The organism is Lutibacter sp. (assembly GCF_041596795.1).
Lineage (GTDB): Bacteria > Bacteroidota > Bacteroidia > Flavobacteriales > Flavobacteriaceae > Lutibacter.
Genome location: NZ_JBFHHX010000002.1, coordinates 25302 through 44847, shown reverse-complemented (window position 1 = coordinate 44847; position 19546 = coordinate 25302). Strand labels below are relative to the sequence as shown.

Genomic DNA, 19546 nt, shown 5'->3' with positions numbered 1-19546 from the left:
TTATATGCAGAAAAATCAAAGTAGAATAGTAATAGAAGATGTACGTCCACAAATAAATTGTGGAGAATTTTATATTAAAAGAGTTGTAAATGAAATTGTTAATGTAAGTGCTGTTGTATTAGTTGATGGCCATGATATTATAGCTTCTTCCGTTCTTTATAAACACGAAAAAGATAAAAATTGGAGCGAAACTAGAATGACTCCACAACATAATAATGAATGGAACGCATCATTTTCAGTTGATAAACAAGGATATTATAGTTATAAAATTGAAGCTTGGGTAGATTATGCTTTAAATTGGCAACATGGTATTATTAGGAAAATTCAGGATAATCAATATGTAAAATCTGAATTATTAGAAGGAATACAATTTCTTCAAAATTTAGTTGATGAAGAAAATTTTGAAGAAAAAAATTACTTTTTACATCTGATATATATTTTTGGAAACGAAGCATCTTATGATGAAGCAATTAGAGAAGCAATGAGCGACAGGTTGCATCATATTTTTGCCAATCATCCAAAAAAATTATTAACTGCATATTCAAAAGAATTAAAAGTTTATGTAGATAGAGTAAAAGCGAGGTTTAGTACTTGGTATGAATTTTTCCCTCGTTCTTCATCTGAACATTATGGAGTTCACGGAACTTTAAAGGACTGTGAGCGCTTGTTGCCTAGAGTTCAAAGAATGGGATTTGATACGCTTTATCTACCTCCAATTCATCCTATTGGTGAAGTAAACAGAAAAGGTAAAAATAACACAACCACTGCTGAACAAGGAGATGTGGGTTCTACTTGGGGAGTTGGTTCTAGGTTTGGTGGACATAAAGATATTCATCCAGATTTAGGAAATATAGACGATTTTAAAGCATTAATACATAAAGCAAAAGAACATAATGTTGAAATTGCAATGGATTATGCTTTACAAGCTGCGCCAGATCATCCTTGGGTTAAAGAACATCCACAATGGTTTAAATGGAGACCAGATGGAACGGTGCAATATGCTGAAAATCCTCCAAAAAAATACCAAGATATTTTACCAATTTATTGGGAAAGTGAAGATTATGTTAATTTATGGAAAGCTTGTTTAGATATTTTATTGTACTGGATTGATTGCGGTATAGAAATATTTAGAGTTGATAATCCGCATACAAAACCATATCATTTTTGGAATTGGATAATAACTCAAGTAAAAGCAAAACATCCAAATGTGTTATTTTTAGCGGAAGCATTTACAGCTCCAAAAGTTATGCATCAACTAGGTAAACAAGGGTATACACAATCGTATACTTATTTTACTTGGAGAAATTCTAAACATGAAATAATAGAATATGTAGAAGAATTAACAAAAACAGATCAGAAAGAGTATATGCGCCCAAATTTTTGGCCAAATACGCCTGATATAAATCCACATCATTTACAAGGCGCAAATGAATCTAAACACATTCAGCGTTATGCACTTGCGGCAACGTTAAGTTCTAATATTGGAATTTACGGACCTGTTTTTGAATATATGAAAAGTGAAGGGTTAATAGGTAGAGAGGAATATTTGAATTCTGAAAAATTTCAGGTAACGCATTACGATTGGAATGTTGAAAATAAATTAATTACTGTAATTACAAAAATAAATCAGATTAGGCATCAACACGAAGCTTTACAACAAACCAATAATATAAAATTCTGTTATGTAGAAAACTCTAATTTAATTGCGTTTTATAAATGGAACGATTCTAAATCAAGTGAAGTATTAGTAATAATTAGTTTAGATGATCATTCTTCACAACAAGGAATGGTTCAGCTTCCATTAGGAGATTTAGGTATTAATAATGGTCACCCAATAGCCTTAACAGATTTAATTACTAGTAATACATATACTTGGAAAGATGAGTGGAACTTTGTAGAGTTACATCCAACCTTGCCATTTCATATATTTAAAATTAAAAAATAAGAAATTAACTATCTACAAAATTAAAACTTAACTTTATAGGGTTGTTTTTAAAATACAAAGTAACAATCCTATAAAGTTTTAAATTATTAAAATTAAATTAAAGAAATTTAAACAATATTAATTCCAATATTGGAATTTAAACAGTATAAATCATTAAAATATTTATGGCACAAGTAGAAGCTTTTAGTCTATTTTCAGACTTCGATATATATCTTTTTAAAGCAGGAAAACATTACAGATTATATGAAAAATTAGGTTCTCATATAATTGAAATAGATGGGAGAGAAGGAACCTATTTTGCAGTTTGGGCACCAAGCGCAAAATCTGTATCAGTAGTAGGAGATTTTAATTATTGGATAGAAGGTGAACATAGGTTAAATGTACGTTGGGATGAAAGCGGAATTTGGGAAGGATTTATTCCTAATATAGGAAAAGGAACGGTTTATAAATATAAAATTCATAGTAATAATAATGATATAAAAACAGAAAAAGCAGATCCGTATGCACGCCGTTGTGAGCATCCTCCAAAAACAGCTTCGGTTGTATGGGAAGATAATTATAACTGGAAAGATGATAATTGGATGAAAACCAGAAAGGAACATAATAAACTAGATGCTCCTTATTCTGTTTATGAAGTACATTTAGGTTCCTGGAGAAAAAATGCAGAAGAAGATAGATCTTTGTCTTATATAGAGTTAGCAGATGAATTGGTGAGCTATGTAAAAGAAATGAACTTTACACATGTAGAGTTTATGCCAATTATGGAATATCCATACGATCCTTCTTGGGGTTACCAATTAACAGGATATTTTGCGCCAACATCGCGTTTTGGATATCCTGATGAATTTAAATATTTAGTTGATAAATTACATCAAAATGGTATTGGATTAATTTTAGATTGGGTACCTTCTCATTTTCCCGAAGATGCACACGGACTTGGTTTATTTGATGGAACACATTTATATGAGCATCCTGATAGAAGAAAAGGATACCATCAAGATTGGAAAAGTTTGATATTTAACTATGGAAGAAACGAAGTAAAATCGTTTTTAATTAGTAATGCCATATTTTGGTTAGACCAATATCATGCAGATGGATTAAGAGTTGATGCAGTGGCGTCTATGTTATTTTTAGATTACTCAAGAGAAGATGGAGAATGGGAACCAAATGAATTTGGAGGAAGAGAAAACCTAGATGTTATTAGGTTTTTGAAAGAATTAAACGAAGAAGTATACAAATGTTTCCCAGATGTACAAACCATAGCCGAAGAATCAACAGCATTTCCAATGGTTTCAAAACCAACATTTATGGGAGGCTTAGGATTTGGAATGAAATGGATGATGGGATGGATGCACGATACTTTAGATTATTTTGGAAAAGATCCAGTGTACAGAAAATACCATCAAAATGAAATAACATTTAGTTTGGCGTACGCATTTTCGGAAAATTTTATGTTGCCGTTATCTCATGATGAAGTTGTGTATGGTAAAAATTCCATTTTAGGAAGAATGCCAGGTGATGAATGGCAACGTTTTGCAAATTTAAGATTACTGTATGGTTATATGTTTACACACCCAGGAACAAAACTATTGTTTATGGGAAGTGAATTTGGGCAATATAATGAATGGGATTTTCAAGAGAGTTTAGATTGGAATTTATTAGAATTTAAACCTCATAAACAAATGAAAGAATATTTTTCAGCATTAAATGCGTTTTATAGAGCAACTCCTCCGTTATTTGAAAAACCATTTACACAAGATGGATTTGAATGGATTAGTTTAGATGATTCTGAAAACTCCGTAATTTCCTATATCAGAAAAGGAAATAATGAAAACGTATTGGTAATTTGTAATTTTACACCAACAACGCTACAAAACTATAAAGTTGGAATTCCTACTAAATGTAAATTACAAGAAATATTTAGTAGTGATGATAAAAAATATGGAGGAAGTGGCGTAGAAAACACCTCATTAACAGTTAGAAAATCATCATGGAATGGACGTGAATATTCTGTTGAATTAACACTCCCACCACTAGGAATTACTGTATTAAGCATAAAATAGAGTCATTTTTTCAAGTATAAAATTTTACACCTTTAATTTTACAAATTCGTAAATATTAAGGGTGTTTTTTTATTAAAAAGAGACTAACATTCAAGTTGTTTTTTAGTACGTTTGCATTTCGATAAAATGAAGAGAATATGATATTAAACACAGAATTAGAGCATAAAGGAAATTTATTTCCTTCAAAAATAGTTTTTTATAAAAAACATGTGAATGTTTTATATTTTAAAAGTGAAAACGGAGTTGTTCTACAATTAACAATAGAAAGAGATAGCGTTTTAAGATTTAGATATAGTACAACAGGAATGTTTGACAAAGATTTTTCATATGCTATAACTATGTATGCTAGTAAAGGATACAATCATTTAGAAATTACTGAAGATGATGAAAAGTATATAATTACAACTTCAAAATTAATTTGCCATATTTCAAAACAAGATATGCGTAAATCTATTTTTGATGTAAAAGACAATTCATTAATTTGTGAAGATGAACTAGGTTTTCATTGGGAAGAAAGTTATGAAATTGGTGGTGATATTGTAAAAATGTCTTTAAAATCTCAGCAAGGAGAAAATTATTATGGTTTAGGAGATAAGCCAGTAGATAATAATTTAAAAGGGAAACGATTTCAAAATTGGGTAACCGATTCTTTTGCGTATGTTAGAGGTACAGATCCAATTTACAAAGCAATTCCGTTTTATACAGCTATTCAAAATAAATTATCTTACGGTATATTTTTTGATAATACATTCCGTACATTTTTTGATTTTTGTAATGAACGCAGAAATATAACTAGTTTTTGGGCTGAAGGTGGTGAAATGAATTATTATTTTATTTATGGTCCGGAAATGACTGAAGTTGTTTCTAATTATACCGATCTAACAGGAAGACCGCATCACATTCCACCAATGTGGGCATTAGGATTTCATCAATGTAAATGGAGTTACTACCCAGAGTCTAATGTAAAAGAAATTGCGTCTAAATTTAGAGAGCTCCAAATTCCTTGTGATGCCATTTATTTAGATATAGATTATATGGAAGGTTTCAGATGTTTTACTTGGAACAAAGAATATTTTCCTGATCCAAAAAGGATGGTGCAAGAATTGGCAGATGATGGATTTAAAACAATTGCAATTATTGATCCAGGAATTAAAATAGATAATGAATATAGTGTATTTAAAGAAGGTTTAGAAAAAGATTATTTTTGTAAACGTGCAGACGGACCATATATGAAAGGGAAAGTTTGGCCTGGAGAATGTTATTTTCCAGATTTTACAAAGCCCGAAGTAAGAGAGTGGTGGAGTGAGTTATTTAAAGAATTAATTGAAGATATAGGAGTTGCTGGTGTTTGGAACGATATGAATGAGCCAGCAGTAATGGATGTTCCTGGTAAAACTTTTCCAGATGACGTTCGTCATGATTATGATGGAAACCCTTGTAGCCATAGAAAAGCTCATAACATTTACGGAATGCAAATGGCACGTGCAACGTACCAAGGATTGAAGAAATTTAGCTACCCAAAACGGCCATTTGTAATTACAAGATCTGCCTACTCAGGAACTCAAAGATACACATCTACTTGGACAGGCGATAATGTTGCAACTTGGGATCACCTTTCAATTGCAAACCTACAAGCACAACGCATGAGTATGTCTGGTTTCTCTTTTGCAGGATCTGATATTGGTGGATTTGCTGAACAACCAAACGGAGAATTATTTGCCCGTTGGATTCAATTAGGTGTTTTTCATCCATTTTGTAGAGTACATTCGTCTGGAGATCACGGAGATCAAGAACCTTGGGTTTTTGGTAAAACAGTTACGGATATAGTTCGTAAATTTATTGAATTAAGATATACATTATTACCATATTTATACAGTGCTTTTTGGAAATATGCAGATGAAGGTATTCCAATTTTAAAATCGTTAGTGCTTTATGATCAAGAAGATGCGAATACGCATTATAGAAATGATGAATTTGTTTTTGGAGAGAAAATATTAATTTGTCCTATACTTGAAGCCAATTCAAAAGGAAGAAGAATGTATATTCCTTTTGGTAAATGGTATAATTTCTGGGATCAGTCAATTATTTCTGGAGGTGAAGAAGTTTGGGTAGATGCAGATTTAGATAGTATGCCAATTTTTGTAAAAGAAGGTGCTATAATACCAAAGTATCCGGTTCAACAATACGTTGGTGAAAAGAAAATTGAGCAACTAGAACTAGATGTTTATTATAAATTAGGAAAAGAATCTTCTGAAGTTTATGAAGATACTGGTGATGGATACGATTATAAAAAAGGAAGATATAGTTTGCGTAATTTTACACAAGTTGGAAAAGAAGAATCGTTAACTATTCAACAATTTAAATCAGGGAAATTTATTACAGGTTATAACACTTTTAAAATAAATATTTACGGGTTACCATTTAAAATTGATAAAATTGAAGTTGATAACGAGGAAATAGACATATCTAAAATAAATGGAAAAGTAACTTTTGAGGTTACTAAAGAGTTTAGAGAAATATATATTATTGCAAAATAATTTTAATAGTATAAAATTTTTTAAAGCTTCTTAAGAAATTAAGAAGCTTTTTTTTGTAAACAATAAAAAAGTTAACGACTACAAAAAAGTAACTTCTTTAGATAAGAATAGTTTGTTACTTACAGAAAATTGTATTTGTTATATTTTAGCAATTAATTAAAGATTAAAAGGTTTTATGAAAAAATTATTTACAAAAAATAGAATTTCTAACATTATATTTATAATTGCATTAGCGGTTTTATTATATCCTCCATCTAGAGAGTGGTTTATGCGTCAAATTGCATTTTCTCCTTCAATAAATAACGATTCTACACTAGTTATTGAAGATTATAATTGGAATTTACAAGGATTAAATACTGAAGATGTAAATTTTACTGAATTTAAAGATAAAGTTATATTTGTTAATTTTTGGGCTACTTGGTGTCCACCGTGCCGAGCTGAAATGCCAATGATTCAAAAATTATATAATGATTATAAAGACAAAGTAGTTTTTATTTTTGTAACAACAGAAAATTGGCCTACTGTTGAGTCCTTTTTTATTAAAAACAACTATAATTTACCAACATATAATTCTATTAGTAACCCTCCAGAATATTTTACAAAAACAAATAGTATTCCAGCAACCTATGTAATTGATAGTAAAGGAACTATAGTAATTGATAAAGTTGGATCTGCAGATTGGAATGGTAAAAAAGTTAGAGAATTATTAGATAATAAAATACAGGAATCTAAATAATTTCTATTCTTAATTATTCAATAATAGCAAATGCGTTATTTTTCTCAAAAACTACGGCTACATGTTCTTGCATTGAAGTTGATAAAGAAATTCCTTTAAAATCGGCTTTTACAGGATATTTTTTATGGTTACGATTAATAAGAACTGCTGTTTTAAACTTTTTTAAAGGTACTTCTAAAAAGTGTTTTATACCATACATTAGTGTAGTTCCAGAGCTTAAAACATCATCAACTAAAACTAGAGATTTATTCTTATAATCAATTGAAGGTATGTTAGTTGTAACTTGTTTTAATGGATTTTTTTTATCAATTATAACTTCGCAAAGCACCACTTTAATTCCTGAAATTTGTTTTAAAATTTCAGCAATATTTTGTGCAAAAACAAAACCATTACCATTTATACCAGCAATAACAATTTCTTTTTCATTGCTATTGGTTTCATAAATTTGGTAAGCAATTCTTCGTGTTTTATTTTCAATTTGCTCTTTAGTTAAAATAATTGAACTTTTCATGATGGTTAATTTTTTTCAAAGATAAAAAACAATTCATTTCCACGTCTTGGTTTTATAGAATTATAACATCTTTCTAATACATCAACATTAAATTTTTGGTAAAATAAACTTAAATACTCCACAATGCTACCTCCAAAAGGTGGACCAGCTTGGGTAAAATCAAAGTTAAAAAACAACCCAACAACTTTACCTGTATTGGAAAGTAATTGGTGAGTTTTATTAACATAAGCAGTTCTTAAATTTGGATCTAATGCACAAAAAAATGTTTGTTCAATAATTAAATCATAAGTATTGGTATGGTTAAAAAAATCATCATAAATTAAATGGTCTTCAGGAAATTCAGGAAAACGTTTTTTTAAATTTTTTAAAGGTTGTAGCGCAATATCAATCACAAAAACATTTTTAAAACCTTTTTCAAATAAATATTCGGCTTCGTAACAATTTCCTCCACCCGGAATTAATATTTTTAATTCTTTATTTGTTAGTTGATCAAAATAAGTTGTAAGCGGAGTGGAAGCATAGCCAATATCCCAGCCAGTTGCATTTTCTCTATATTTATTTTCCCAATACTCTTTATTAAATTTCGAGTTCATTTATTAAATAGATTTTATAAATCCACCATCTATTGGAATATTAGCTCCAGTAATGTACGCTGCATAGTTAGATGCTAAAAAGGCAACTAAATTACCAAATTCTTCTGGTTTTCCAAGTCTTCCCATTGGAATGTCATTAGTAATTACCTTCAAATTTTCTTCAAGTGTACTATTTTTTGCTTTAGCCTGAAATTCATTTAATTGCTTAATTCTTTCAGTGTCAAAAATTCCGGTTAAAATATTATTTACAGTTATTCCATACGGAGCAACTTCTATAGATAATGTTTTAGCCCACATAATAACTGCAGATCTTATGGTATTTGAAAGCGCCAAATGTAACAACGGAATTTTTACAGATACGGAAGCCGTATTAATAATTCTTCCAAAGTTATTTAGTTTCATTTGTGGTAATGCCAACATTGTTAAATGAGTGGTTGTTTTAAACAGTAAATCAAAAGCTTTTTGATAATCCTTAATTTCTTTTTCAAAAACACCTCCAGCATCAGGTCCATTAGTGTTATTCACCAAAATATCAACTGTATTATTTTTAAAAAAAGAAGTTGTTATATTTTCAAAACTAGTAAAATCATTAAAATCAACAACCAAATACGAGTGTTTTTGATGGTAATTTGTGTTTAATTCATTTAAAGTAGCTTTTAATTTTTCCTCATTTCGGGCCATTAAAGTAACCGAAGCACCACAATTAGCTAACTCTAAAGCAATTGCTTTTCCTAAACCTTGAGTACTACCACCAACCAGCGCTCTTTTATTTTCTAAATTAATCTTCATCATCTTCTTGGAAATCATCTATATCACGTCTATCTTTTTTTGTAGGTCTACCAGTTCCTCTTTTTCTATAAAAATCTTTAGAATATTTTAATAATTCTAATTTTTCAAATTCCTCAGGTGGCGTAATATCTTTTCTATACAAATCCACTAATTTAGCTCCTAATCTGCTTGTGGGTAAATCTAAAACCTGTATTTGGTAGTTAATTTGATCCTTTCTAACAGTTATATTTTCTCCACTAAAAACCATTTTAGAAGGCTTTACATTATCGCCATGAATTTTCACATGGCCTTTTTTACATGCTTCAGTTGCAATACTTCTAGTTTTATAAAAACGGATGCACCATAAATATTTATCAATTCTCATACATAAAAGTTAAAATTCACTTTTTATCTTTTTCCAAAGGTAGTAAAATAGTATCTTGCGTTACTTAAAAATCAAATAAATGAAAATTAAACAGTTGCTTTTTATTGCTATATTAGGCTTTATAGCGTTTGGTTGTAGAAAAGATGATAACGATAATTTTGATGCAGAAGCACAAGCTGAAATTGATGATGCTAGTTTAATAGCATATTTACAATCGCATTATTTAAATGATGATGGTGCAATTTGGACAATTACAAATGGTGAAACACCCTTAATGGACCAAGTTCAAAAAATGGATATTACCGAAAATGATATTGAATATAAATTGTACTATTTAACATTAAATGAAGGAACAACAAATGCACCTAAAAGATCAGATTCTATATTTACAAAATATTATGGAATGATGCTTGATAGTACCATTTTTGATACTAGTACATCAAAAGTTTGGTTTTCACTTACCAGTTTAATTGATGGTTGGAGTTATGGTTTTACAAAATTTAAAGGAGGTTCTAAAATTATTAATATTGACGAATCTTTTTATTATGAAAATTATGGAGAAGGATTTTTATTTATTCCTTCAGGATTGGGATATGGAAATGTTGAACAAAATATTATTAAAGCAAATTCACCTTTAGTTTTTAAAATTGAATTACACGATATAAATTATGCCGACCATGATAATGATGGAATTTTATCAAGTAATGAAGATAGAAATAATGATGGAAATGTTAAAAATGATGATACCGATGGAGATGGAATAGCAGATTATTTGGATGTTGATGATGACGGAGATGGAATATTAACCAAAAACGAAAGTTTAACTGAAGATACCGATGGAGATGGAATTCCTAATTATTTAGATAAAGACAATTAAACAAATTTTATACTAAATATAAAAAAGCTTCTTGTTAAACAAGAAGCTTTTTTAATATACGGCTAGTTGCTAAATAATTGAATACTTTTTCAATCAAAAAATAAAGGTTTTTACTGCAAAACGGACTTGTTTAATAAAAAAAAACATTTTTTATTTTTTTTAACAAAATTATTTTTTTTCATCAACTATTAACTTCAAACGTTTTAGTAAAATATTAAAAATTAAAAAGGTAAACAACTCTTTTTTTATATGATATTTATCATATTTTTCATTTATAAATGCCCTATTTTTGCGGCATTATTGATAATTTTAATATTTAAAAAAAAATTAAATTATAAAATATAATTATGAAAACTAAAAATTTTAAAGATGGTATTTGGAATAGTACTATTAACTTAAGAGACTTTGTTACTAAAAATATCACTCCTTATCACGGTACATATCATTTTTTGGTAGGTCCAAGTGAAAAAACACAAAAATTGTGGGATATATGTAAAGCAGCAACCAAAGAAGAAAGAGCAAATAATGGAGTTAGATCAGTAGATACTGAAATTATTTCTGGAATTAGCTCATTTGAAGCTGGATATATTGATAAAGAAAATGAAGTAATTGTTGGTCTGCAAACAAATGAATTGTTAAAAAGAGCAATGAAACCTTTTGGTGGATATAAAGTTGTTGAAAAAGCATTATCAGAACATGGTTTAACTCCAAGTGATAGCGTTTCTACATTATTTACAAAATATGTAAAAACTCATAATGATGGTGTTTTTGATGTATATTCATCTGAAATTAAAAAGTTTAGATCATTAGGTTTTTTAACCGGATTACCAGATAATTATGCACGTGGTAGAATAATTGGTGATTATAGAAGAATTGCATTATATGGAATTAACCGTTTAATTGATTCAAAAAAGAAAGATTTAGCCGAAATTAAAGGCCCAATGTCTGACAATGTAATTCGTTTACGTGAAGAAGTTGCTGAGCAAATTAAAGCATTAAAAGATATGGTTGTAATGGGTAACTATTACAATTTAGATTTAACTCGCCCAGCTGAAAATGCTCAAGAAGCAGTTCAATGGACATATATGGCATATTTAGCGGCTGTAAAAGAACAAGATGGAGCTGCAATGTCGTTAGGTAATGTTTCTTCGTTTTTAGATATATTTATTGAAAGAGATTTAGAAGCCGGTTTAATTACTGAAGTAGATGCGCAAGAATATATAGATCAATTTGTAATGAAACTACGTATGGTTCGCCATTTACGTATGGAAGCTTATGATGAAATTTTTGCAGGTGATCCAACTTGGGTTACAGAAGCAATAGGAGGAATGTTTGAAGATGGTAGAACAAAAGTTACTAAAACTTCATTCCGTTTCTTACATACATTATATAATTTAGGCCCATCACCAGAACCAAATATTACTATTTTATGGTCGCCTAACTTACCTCAAAACTTTAAGGATTATTGCGCTAAAGTTTCTATAGATACTTCATCAATTCAATTTGAAAATGACGATTTAATGCGTCTTCACAGAGGTTCTGATGATTACGGTATTGCTTGTTGTGTTTCATATCAAGAAGTTGGTAAATCAATTCAGTTTTTTGGAGCACGTACCAATTTAGCTAAAACATTATTATTGGCTTTAAATGGCGGTAGATGTGAATTTACAGGAACTCAAATGATTGAAGGTATTGAGGAGTATAAAGATGAATATTTAGATTTTGATAAAGTAATGGCAAACTTTAAAATAGCCATGAAAGAAGTTGCACGTGTGTACAACGATTCTATGAATATTATTCATTATATGCACGATAAGTATTACTACGAAAAAGCACAAATGTCGTTAATTGATACAAATCCAAGTATTAATTTAGCATACGGTATTGCAGGACTTTCAATTGTAGCAGATTCATTATCAGCAATTAAATACGCTAAAGTTAAACCTGTTCGTAATGAAATTGGATTAACAGTTGATTTTGAAATTGAAGGAGAATTTCCAAATTATGGAAATGATGATGATAGAGTTGATACATTAGCAAGTAGCGTTGTTCATGATTTTAATGCAGAATTAAAACAATTGCCAATTTATAAAAATGCTGAACCAACATTATCAGTATTAACAATTACATCTAACGTTTCTTATGGTAAAAAAACAGGTGCAACACCTGATGGTAGAGCACAAGGAATTCCATTTGCTCCAGGTGCAAATCCAATGCACGGACGTGACTGTAATGGTGCAATTGCTTCGTTAAATTCAGTGTCAAAAATTGATTATAACGATTCTAAAGATGGTATTTCTAACACATTTTCAATTGTTCCTAAATCTTTAGGATCAAATGAAGAAGAGCAAATAGAAAATTTAGCAACTACTTTAGATGGTTATTTCTCTAGAAATGCACAACATTTAAATGTAAACGTGTTAAATAAAGAAATGTTAATGGATGCTATGGAAAATCCAGACGAATATCCACAGTTAACAATTCGTGTTTCAGGTTATGCTGTAAACTTTGTTCGTTTAACAAAAGAACAACAATTAGAAGTTATTACACGTTCGTTCCACGAATCAATGTAATTATTTTTTATATTTTTAGCATTGAAAGATTACTCAGTAATTTTTCAATGCTTTTTTTTTACTGACTACTACTATTATTACTACTAAAAACTTAAGATTATCAAAACACAAGAAAATACATTGAGAGTACATTCGATTGAATCGTTTGGAACTCATGATGGTCCAGGCATTCGTTTGGTGGTTTTTTTACAAGGCTGCAAACTAAAATGCTTGTATTGTCATAATCCTGATACTATAGAAACCTCAGGAGGAACAGAATATAAAATAGAAGAACTTGTTGAAATTGCCTTAAAAATGAAACCTTATTTTGGTAAAAAAGGAGGTGTAACAGTTTCAGGCGGAGAACCTTTATTACAAGCTAAAGATTTAATTCCGTTTTTTAAAAGATTAAAAGAAGAAGGAATTCATACCAATATAGATACTAACGGAAGAATTTTAAATAGCTATACAAAAACGCTAATTGATGAATATGCAGACCTGGTAATGTTAGATATAAAACATATGACTGAGGAAGGTTATTTAGCTTTAACAGGCGTAAGTTGTAAAGAAACTACTTTTAATTTTGCAGCGTACCGAGAAGCATCAGGTAAAAATATGTGGTTGCGTTATGTTCTAATTCCAGATATAACAAATAAACCAGAATTATTGCACGCAATGGGAAACTATTTTAAAGATTATAATACAATTGAAAAAATTGAAATACAGCCATATCATAAATTAGGAATTCATAAATGGGAAGCTTTAGGTTGGGAATATCAATTAAAAGATGCTCGAGAAAATACACCAAAAGAATTAGAAGAAGCGGCTGCTATTTTAAAACAATATTTTAAAGAAGTAAAAATAAATTAAAAAGTGTAGTATAAAAACATACCTATTTTAAAATGAATACACCTAAAGAAGTTATTGGAATAGTTAGTAATTTAGCACATACTAAAGGAGAATATAAAGTACGTAAAACATTAATGTTAGCATTTTTAGCTGGTGCTTACATTGCTTTTGGAGGTTTATTAGCAATTATTGTTGGTGGTGGATCACCAGGTATTGCAGAACATAACCCTGGAATTACTAAATTTTTATTTGGAGCCATGTTTCCGTTAGGACTTATTTTGGTTGTAATAGTAGGAGCGGAGCTTTTTACGGGTAATAATGCTTATTTTATACCAAATGTTTTAAATAAAAAACAAGGCATAAATACGGTACTAAAAAACTGGGGATTAGTTTATGTTGGTAATTTTATTGGAGCTGTTTTTGTAGCATATTTTATTACACACTTAACTCATTTAGTAAGCAGTTCTCCGTTTGTAGATTCTGTTCATCAAATAGCAATAGGCAAAACTAGTCATACTTTTTTGGTTACATTTTTAAAAGGAATAGGAGCTAACTGGTTAGTTTGTTTAGCTGTTTGGCAAGGTATGGCAGCCAAAGATACTACAGGTAAAATATTTGCAATTTGGTTTCCGGTTATGGCATTTGTAGCCATGGGATTTGAACACAGTATAGCAAACATGTATTTTATTCCTTTAGCAATTTTTGAAGGAGCTCCAATAACTTGGGAAACTTTTATTGTAAAAAACTTAATTCCGGCTACAATAGGTAATATTGTAGGTGGAGCACTATTTGTTGGAACGTTTTATGGATATTTATTTGGAAAAGAAAAGTAATTTCTTTTAAATAAGAATAAAATAAAAACTAAAATATTTTTAAAAGCCTTTTCTAATTACAATTGAAAAGGCTTTTATTTTTAGTACAATTATTTATTTAATTTTTTAACGCTCATTACAAATACACCTAATTTAGTGTTTAATCCATTAATTGGTGTTGCTAATTCAATACTTGTAGAATCTTGTAAAACAGTTTGTTCATTTATATCAATAAATTTTAAATCAGATGTTCCTTCATCTTTTTTATTTGTTGAAATTTGAATTTTGGACGTAGAAGCATTAATGTACTGAAGTTTTATAATATCTTCATTTTTCACAAAATCATTAAAAAACTGATTTACTTGTTCAGAATTTTCTCTCATTAATTCACTTCTAATTGCCCAGGAAAAAGTTTTAGCAGTTAATTGTAAACGATTACTATTTAAACTGTCTAACTTAATTTTGTAAGTGTTTGTAATAGTATTTTTTTCTTTTGTAAAGGTACTTTGAAGCATTTTTACACTTATAATATGATATAAAATACTTACAATAAGCAATATAATTAAAAATACATAATACTTGTATTTTTTAATAAAAACCCAAAGTTTTGAAGGTTCTTTTACTATTGCTGAAGTATCAATACTTTCATTTTTTTCTTTATTTTCCATTATTTCAATCTTTTAAAATTTACATAACAAATGTGCAAATAAGTAATAATATTTTGGAAAAAAACTGTTATTATTTTTCTTGAAATTTATTAATAAAAAAAGAGGCTTTATCAAAAGCCTCTTTTTAAATATAAACTAATAAATTTATTTTGTTAACCATTTTCTGGCGTTCACAAAAGCTTCTGCCCAAGGAGAAACTTCATCTTTTCTTCCTTCAGGATAATTTGCCCAATTCCATTGAAAAATAGAACGCTCTATATGTGGCATCATTACTAAATGTCGACCGTCTTTACTACTTAACATAGCAGTGTTATAGTCAGATCCATTAGGATTTGCAGGATACGATTCATATCCATATTTTGCAACAATATTATAGGCTGATTCCTCCATTGGCAAATTAAATTTACCTTCACCATGCGAAATCCAAACACCTAAGGTGCTTCCTGCTAATGTTGACAACATTACTGAATTATTTTCTTGAATGGTTACAGATGTAAAGTTACTTTCGTGCTTATAAGAATCGTTATGTAACATTTTTCCGTGTACTTTATGTTCAGGATTAATAACTTCTAATTCCATAAATAACTGACATCCATTACAAATACCCACAGATAATGTGTCTTCTCTTTTAAAGAAATTGTCTAAGGCCGTTTTTGCTTTTTCGTTGTACAAAAATGCACCAGCCCAACCTTTTGCAGAACCTAATACATCAGAATTAGAAAATCCACCAACAGCACCAATAAATTGTATATCTTCCAACGTTTCACGACCACTAATTAAATCGGTCATATGTACGTCTTTTACATCAAAACCAGCTAAATACATAGCATTTGCCATTTCACGTTCAGAGTTTGAACCTTTTTCACGAATAATTGCTGCCTTAGGTTTGTTCTGATTGCTAAGCGGTGCAGAAGCACCCGTAAAATGCTTAGGAAACGTAAACTTTAATGGTTGATTTTTATAATTATCAAAGCGATCTTTTGCCAATCCATTAGCAGTTTGTTTGTTATCTAATAAGTACGAAGTTTCAAACCAGATATCACGGTATTTTGCAATATCTAATTTACATGGTCCAAAATCTAACGTAGCTTCCGTTGTAACTTTACCAAGTTTGTAAAATGAAACATTGTTTTGATTTAATTTTTGTTCAATTATTGTATCATTTTTGGCTTGGAAAACAATTCCAATATTTTCAGCAAATAAATATTTAATAATGTCTTTTTCTTCAAATACTGAGAAATCTATTTTTGCACCTAAATTAATATCAGCAAAACACATTTCTAACAAAGTGGTAATTAAACCGCCGCTACCAATATCATGTCCGGCAACAATAGCATCTTCAGATATTAATTCTTGAATTGTATTAAATGCATTTTTAAAAAACGCAGCATTTTTAATAGTTGGCGCATCGTTTCCTACTTTATTTAGCGTTTGTGCAAATGAAGAACCTCCTAATTTAAAATCGTCTTGAGAAAGGTTAATATAATAAATAGAATCACCATTTTTTTGTAAAACAGGTTCTACAACTTTTTTAATATCAGTACAATTTCCTGCAGCTGAAATTATTACAGTTCCTGGAGATAAAACTTCATCATTAGGATATTTTTGCTTCATAGATAAGGAATCTTTACCTGTTGGTACATTAATTCCTAATTCAATAGCAAATTCTGAAACAGCTTTTACTGCTTTGTACAAACGTGCATCTTCACCTTCATTTTTACAAGGCCACATCCAGTTTGCAGATAATGAAATACCTTTTAAACCATCTTTTATTGGAGCCCAAACAATGTTAGATAAAGATTCTGCAATGGCAGTTCTACTTCCTGCAGCAGGATCTATTAATGCTGCAATTGGCGAATGTCCAATACTTGTTGCAACACCTTCAACGCCTTTATAATCCAATGCCATAACACCAACATTATTTAAAGGTAATTGTAATGGTCCGGCACATTGCTGTTTGGCAACTTTACCACCTACACAGCGGTCTACTTTATTTGTTAACCAATCTTTACAAGCAACAGCTTCTAGTTGCAGTACTTGCTCTAAATACGTTGAAATATTTTGAATTGAATATTCTAAATCAGAATAATTATACGTTACCGTTTTATCATTCATAATTGTTTTTGGAGAACTTCCAAACATATCATTTAATTCTAAATCCATTGGTTTTACACCGGTAGTTTTAGATTTAAATGTAAAACGATCATCATTTGTAACATCACCAACTTCATAATAAGGAGAACGCTCACGATCTGCAATTCTATGTAAAAACGCGGCATCTTCTTTTCCAATTACCAATCCCATACGTTCCTGAGATTCATTTCCAATAATTTCTTTTGAAGAAAGTGTAGGATCACCAACTGGTAATTTATCTAAATCAATCAATCCACCTGTTTCTTCAACTAATTCCGATAAACAATTTAAATGTCCACCAGCACCGTGATCGTGAATAGAAACAATTGAATTGTTATCGCTTTCTACCATTCCACGAATGGCATTAGCAGCACGTTTTTGCATTTCAGGATTAGAACGTTGCACAGCATTTAATTCAATACCACTTGCAAATTCACCAGTATCAGCTGATGAAACCGCAGCGCCACCCATTCCAATTCGGTAATTATCTCCACCTAAAATTACTATTTTGTCACCTTCTTTTGGTTTATCTTTTAAAGCTTGATTAGCTTTTCCGTAACCAATTCCACCGGCTTGCATAATTACTTTATCAAAACCTAATTTACGCGCTTCTTCTTGGTGTTCAAAAGTTAACACAGAGCCTGTAATTAAAGGCTGCCCAAATTTATTTCCAAAATCTGAAGCTCCGTTAGATGCTTTTATTAAAATGTCCATTGGTGTTTGGTACAACCAAGGACGTTCAGTCATTCCGTTTTCCCAAGTTCTATTTTGCTTTAAACGAGAATAGGAGGTCATATAAACAGCTGTTCCAGCCAACGGCAATGAACCTTTTCCACCAGCCAAACGATCTCTAATTTCACCACCACTACCAGTAGCAGCACCATTAAAAGGCTCAACAGTTGTTGGGAAATTATGGGTTTCAGCTTTTAATGAAATAACAGATTTAAAGTCTTTTTTCTCATAAAAATCAGGTTTATCTGGAGACTTTGGAGCAAATTGCTCAACAATAGGTCCTTCAACAAAAGCCACATTATCTTTATAAGCAGAAACAATTCCGTTTGGATGTGCTTCTGAAGTTTTTCTTATTAATTTAAATAATGAAGTAGGCATTTCTTCACCATCAATTACAAAAGTTCCGTTAAATATTTTATGACGACAATGTTCTGAATTTACTTGAGAAAACCCAAAAACTTCAGAATCAGTTAGTTTTCTACCTATTTTAGTGCTTAAATTGTTTAAATATTCAACTTCATCATCACTTAAACTTAAACCTTCTTGTTGATTGTACGCAGCAATATCCTCAATCTCTAAAATAGGAGCAGGATTAATGTGTATATCAAAAATATCTTGATTTAGACTACTGTATTTTTGAAAAATCATATAATCAAATTCAGCTTCTTTATATGATGCTGTAAATTCCTCAATTCTAATAATGCCTTCAATAGCCATGTTTTGAGTAATTTCAACGGCATTTGTACTCCATGGAGTTACCATTGCGGCACGAGGACCAATAAAAAAAGCATCGATTGATGCCTCATTTATTTGTGGTTGATTTCCAAAAAGCCAAAATAATTTTTTTGCGGCTGATTGGGTAAGTTCTTTTGACGTTTGCACAGCATAAATTTTACTGTTTGTGTTTCCAAAGAAATGAATCATATGTCGATTTTTTTTAGTGATTTATAAGAAAATGCAAATTTAATCAAATATTTAGAAACAGAGTGTACCTATTTTTGAATTTGTAGATACTTATTAATATAGTTTTAAACATTTGTTCAATTAAAATTTAGGGTAAAAATTAGTATTGCAGTAAATCGGTAATTATCAACTATATATTTTTAATAATTAGCCTGTATATTTTGGAATGTTGTTAAATAGTTAACAAAGCATTAATTTTTGTAAATATTTTTTAAACTTAATAGTTGTATTTTAAACAAATGTATATATTTGCATAACAAAAATTAGAAAACAATGCGTTTTATTCAATTACATCATCATCATTTTCATACTTGCACTCGAGCGAGCTAAAAATGTATTGAATTGAATTTAAAAAAAGATATATTTATAACCCGTTTGAGTTAATCAGGCGGGTTTATTATTTTATAAACTTAAAGGTTGCT

Annotated in this window: 14 protein-coding genes; 8 read left to right on the top strand and 6 right to left on the bottom strand. The window is 29.8% G+C overall.

The window, feature by feature from the left end:
• Positions 1 to 4 precede the first annotated feature (4 nt).
• From ABY298_RS00480 to ABY298_RS00465, 4 genes are all read left to right on the top strand, one after another.
• A complete protein-coding gene (locus ABY298_RS00480; protein ID WP_372744014.1) occupies positions 5 to 1945 on the top strand; it encodes an alpha-1,4-glucan--maltose-1-phosphate maltosyltransferase in 1941 nt (646 codons plus the stop codon).
• 164 nt (positions 1946 to 2109) lie between these two features.
• Positions 2110 to 4008, top strand: coding sequence for a 1,4-alpha-glucan branching protein GlgB (glgB, locus tag ABY298_RS00475; RefSeq protein WP_372744013.1), 1899 nt, complete (start codon positions 2110 to 2112; stop codon positions 4006 to 4008).
• Between the two features lie 137 nt (positions 4009 to 4145).
• Positions 4146 to 6545 (top strand): glycoside hydrolase family 31 protein, encoded by a 2400-nt coding sequence (locus ABY298_RS00470; RefSeq protein ID WP_372744012.1) that lies wholly within the window; start codon positions 4146 to 4148, stop codon positions 6543 to 6545.
• 175 nt (positions 6546 to 6720) lie between these two features.
• Positions 6721 to 7281, top strand: coding sequence for a TlpA family protein disulfide reductase (locus ABY298_RS00465; protein WP_372744011.1), 561 nt, complete (start codon positions 6721 to 6723; stop codon positions 7279 to 7281).
• A 13-nt stretch (positions 7282 to 7294) separates the two neighbouring features.
• Here ABY298_RS00465 and ABY298_RS00460 read toward each other — a convergent pair whose 3' ends face one another.
• Genes ABY298_RS00460 through ABY298_RS00445 form a run of 4 tightly spaced genes read right to left on the bottom strand, consistent with a single transcriptional unit; the run spans position 7295 to position 9538 of the window.
• Complete coding sequence (locus ABY298_RS00460) at positions 7295 to 7792, bottom strand: phosphoribosyltransferase family protein (RefSeq protein ID WP_372744010.1); 498 nt, start codon at positions 7790 to 7792, stop codon at positions 7295 to 7297.
• 5 nt (positions 7793 to 7797) lie between these two features.
• Entirely contained in the window at positions 7798 to 8385 is a 588-nt protein-coding gene (locus tag ABY298_RS00455; protein ID WP_372744009.1) for an SAM-dependent methyltransferase, read from the bottom strand.
• Between the two features lie 3 nt (positions 8386 to 8388).
• A complete protein-coding gene (locus ABY298_RS00450; RefSeq protein ID WP_372744008.1) occupies positions 8389 to 9177 on the bottom strand; it encodes an SDR family oxidoreductase in 789 nt (262 codons plus the stop codon).
• Positions 9164 to 9538, bottom strand: a complete 375-nt coding sequence (locus ABY298_RS00445) for an RNA-binding S4 domain-containing protein (protein ID WP_372744007.1) — start codon at positions 9536 to 9538, stop codon at positions 9164 to 9166. Before ABY298_RS00445 ends, ABY298_RS00450 begins: the two co-directional genes overlap by 14 nt.
• 79 nt (positions 9539 to 9617) lie before the next feature.
• Between ABY298_RS00445 and ABY298_RS00440 the strand changes: the two genes are divergently transcribed.
• The 4 genes from ABY298_RS00440 (at position 9618) to ABY298_RS00425 (ending at position 14649) form a co-directional block, all read left to right on the top strand.
• Positions 9618 to 10415: an FKBP-type peptidyl-prolyl cis-trans isomerase gene (locus ABY298_RS00440; protein ID WP_372744006.1), complete on the top strand. Its 798-nt coding sequence runs from the start codon at positions 9618 to 9620 to the stop codon at positions 10413 to 10415.
• Between the two features lie 347 nt (positions 10416 to 10762).
• A complete protein-coding gene (gene pflB / locus ABY298_RS00435) occupies positions 10763 to 12988 on the top strand; it encodes a formate C-acetyltransferase (RefSeq protein WP_372744005.1) in 2226 nt (741 codons plus the stop codon).
• 120 nt (positions 12989 to 13108) lie between these two features.
• A complete protein-coding gene (gene pflA, locus ABY298_RS00430; protein ID WP_372744004.1) occupies positions 13109 to 13837 on the top strand; it encodes a pyruvate formate-lyase-activating protein in 729 nt (242 codons plus the stop codon).
• Between the two features lie 32 nt (positions 13838 to 13869).
• Complete coding sequence (locus tag ABY298_RS00425; RefSeq protein ID WP_372744003.1) at positions 13870 to 14649, top strand: formate/nitrite transporter family protein; 780 nt, start codon at positions 13870 to 13872, stop codon at positions 14647 to 14649.
• Between the two features lie 89 nt (positions 14650 to 14738).
• Here ABY298_RS00425 and ABY298_RS00420 read toward each other — a convergent pair whose 3' ends face one another.
• Together ABY298_RS00420 and purL are read right to left on the bottom strand one after the other, a co-directional pair.
• Entirely contained in the window at positions 14739 to 15296 is a 558-nt protein-coding gene (locus tag ABY298_RS00420; protein WP_372744002.1) for a hypothetical protein, read from the bottom strand.
• Between the two features lie 144 nt (positions 15297 to 15440).
• Positions 15441 to 19085, bottom strand: coding sequence for a phosphoribosylformylglycinamidine synthase (gene purL, locus ABY298_RS00415; protein WP_372744001.1), 3645 nt, complete (start codon positions 19083 to 19085; stop codon positions 15441 to 15443).
• Positions 19086 to 19546: the final 461 nt, after the last annotated feature.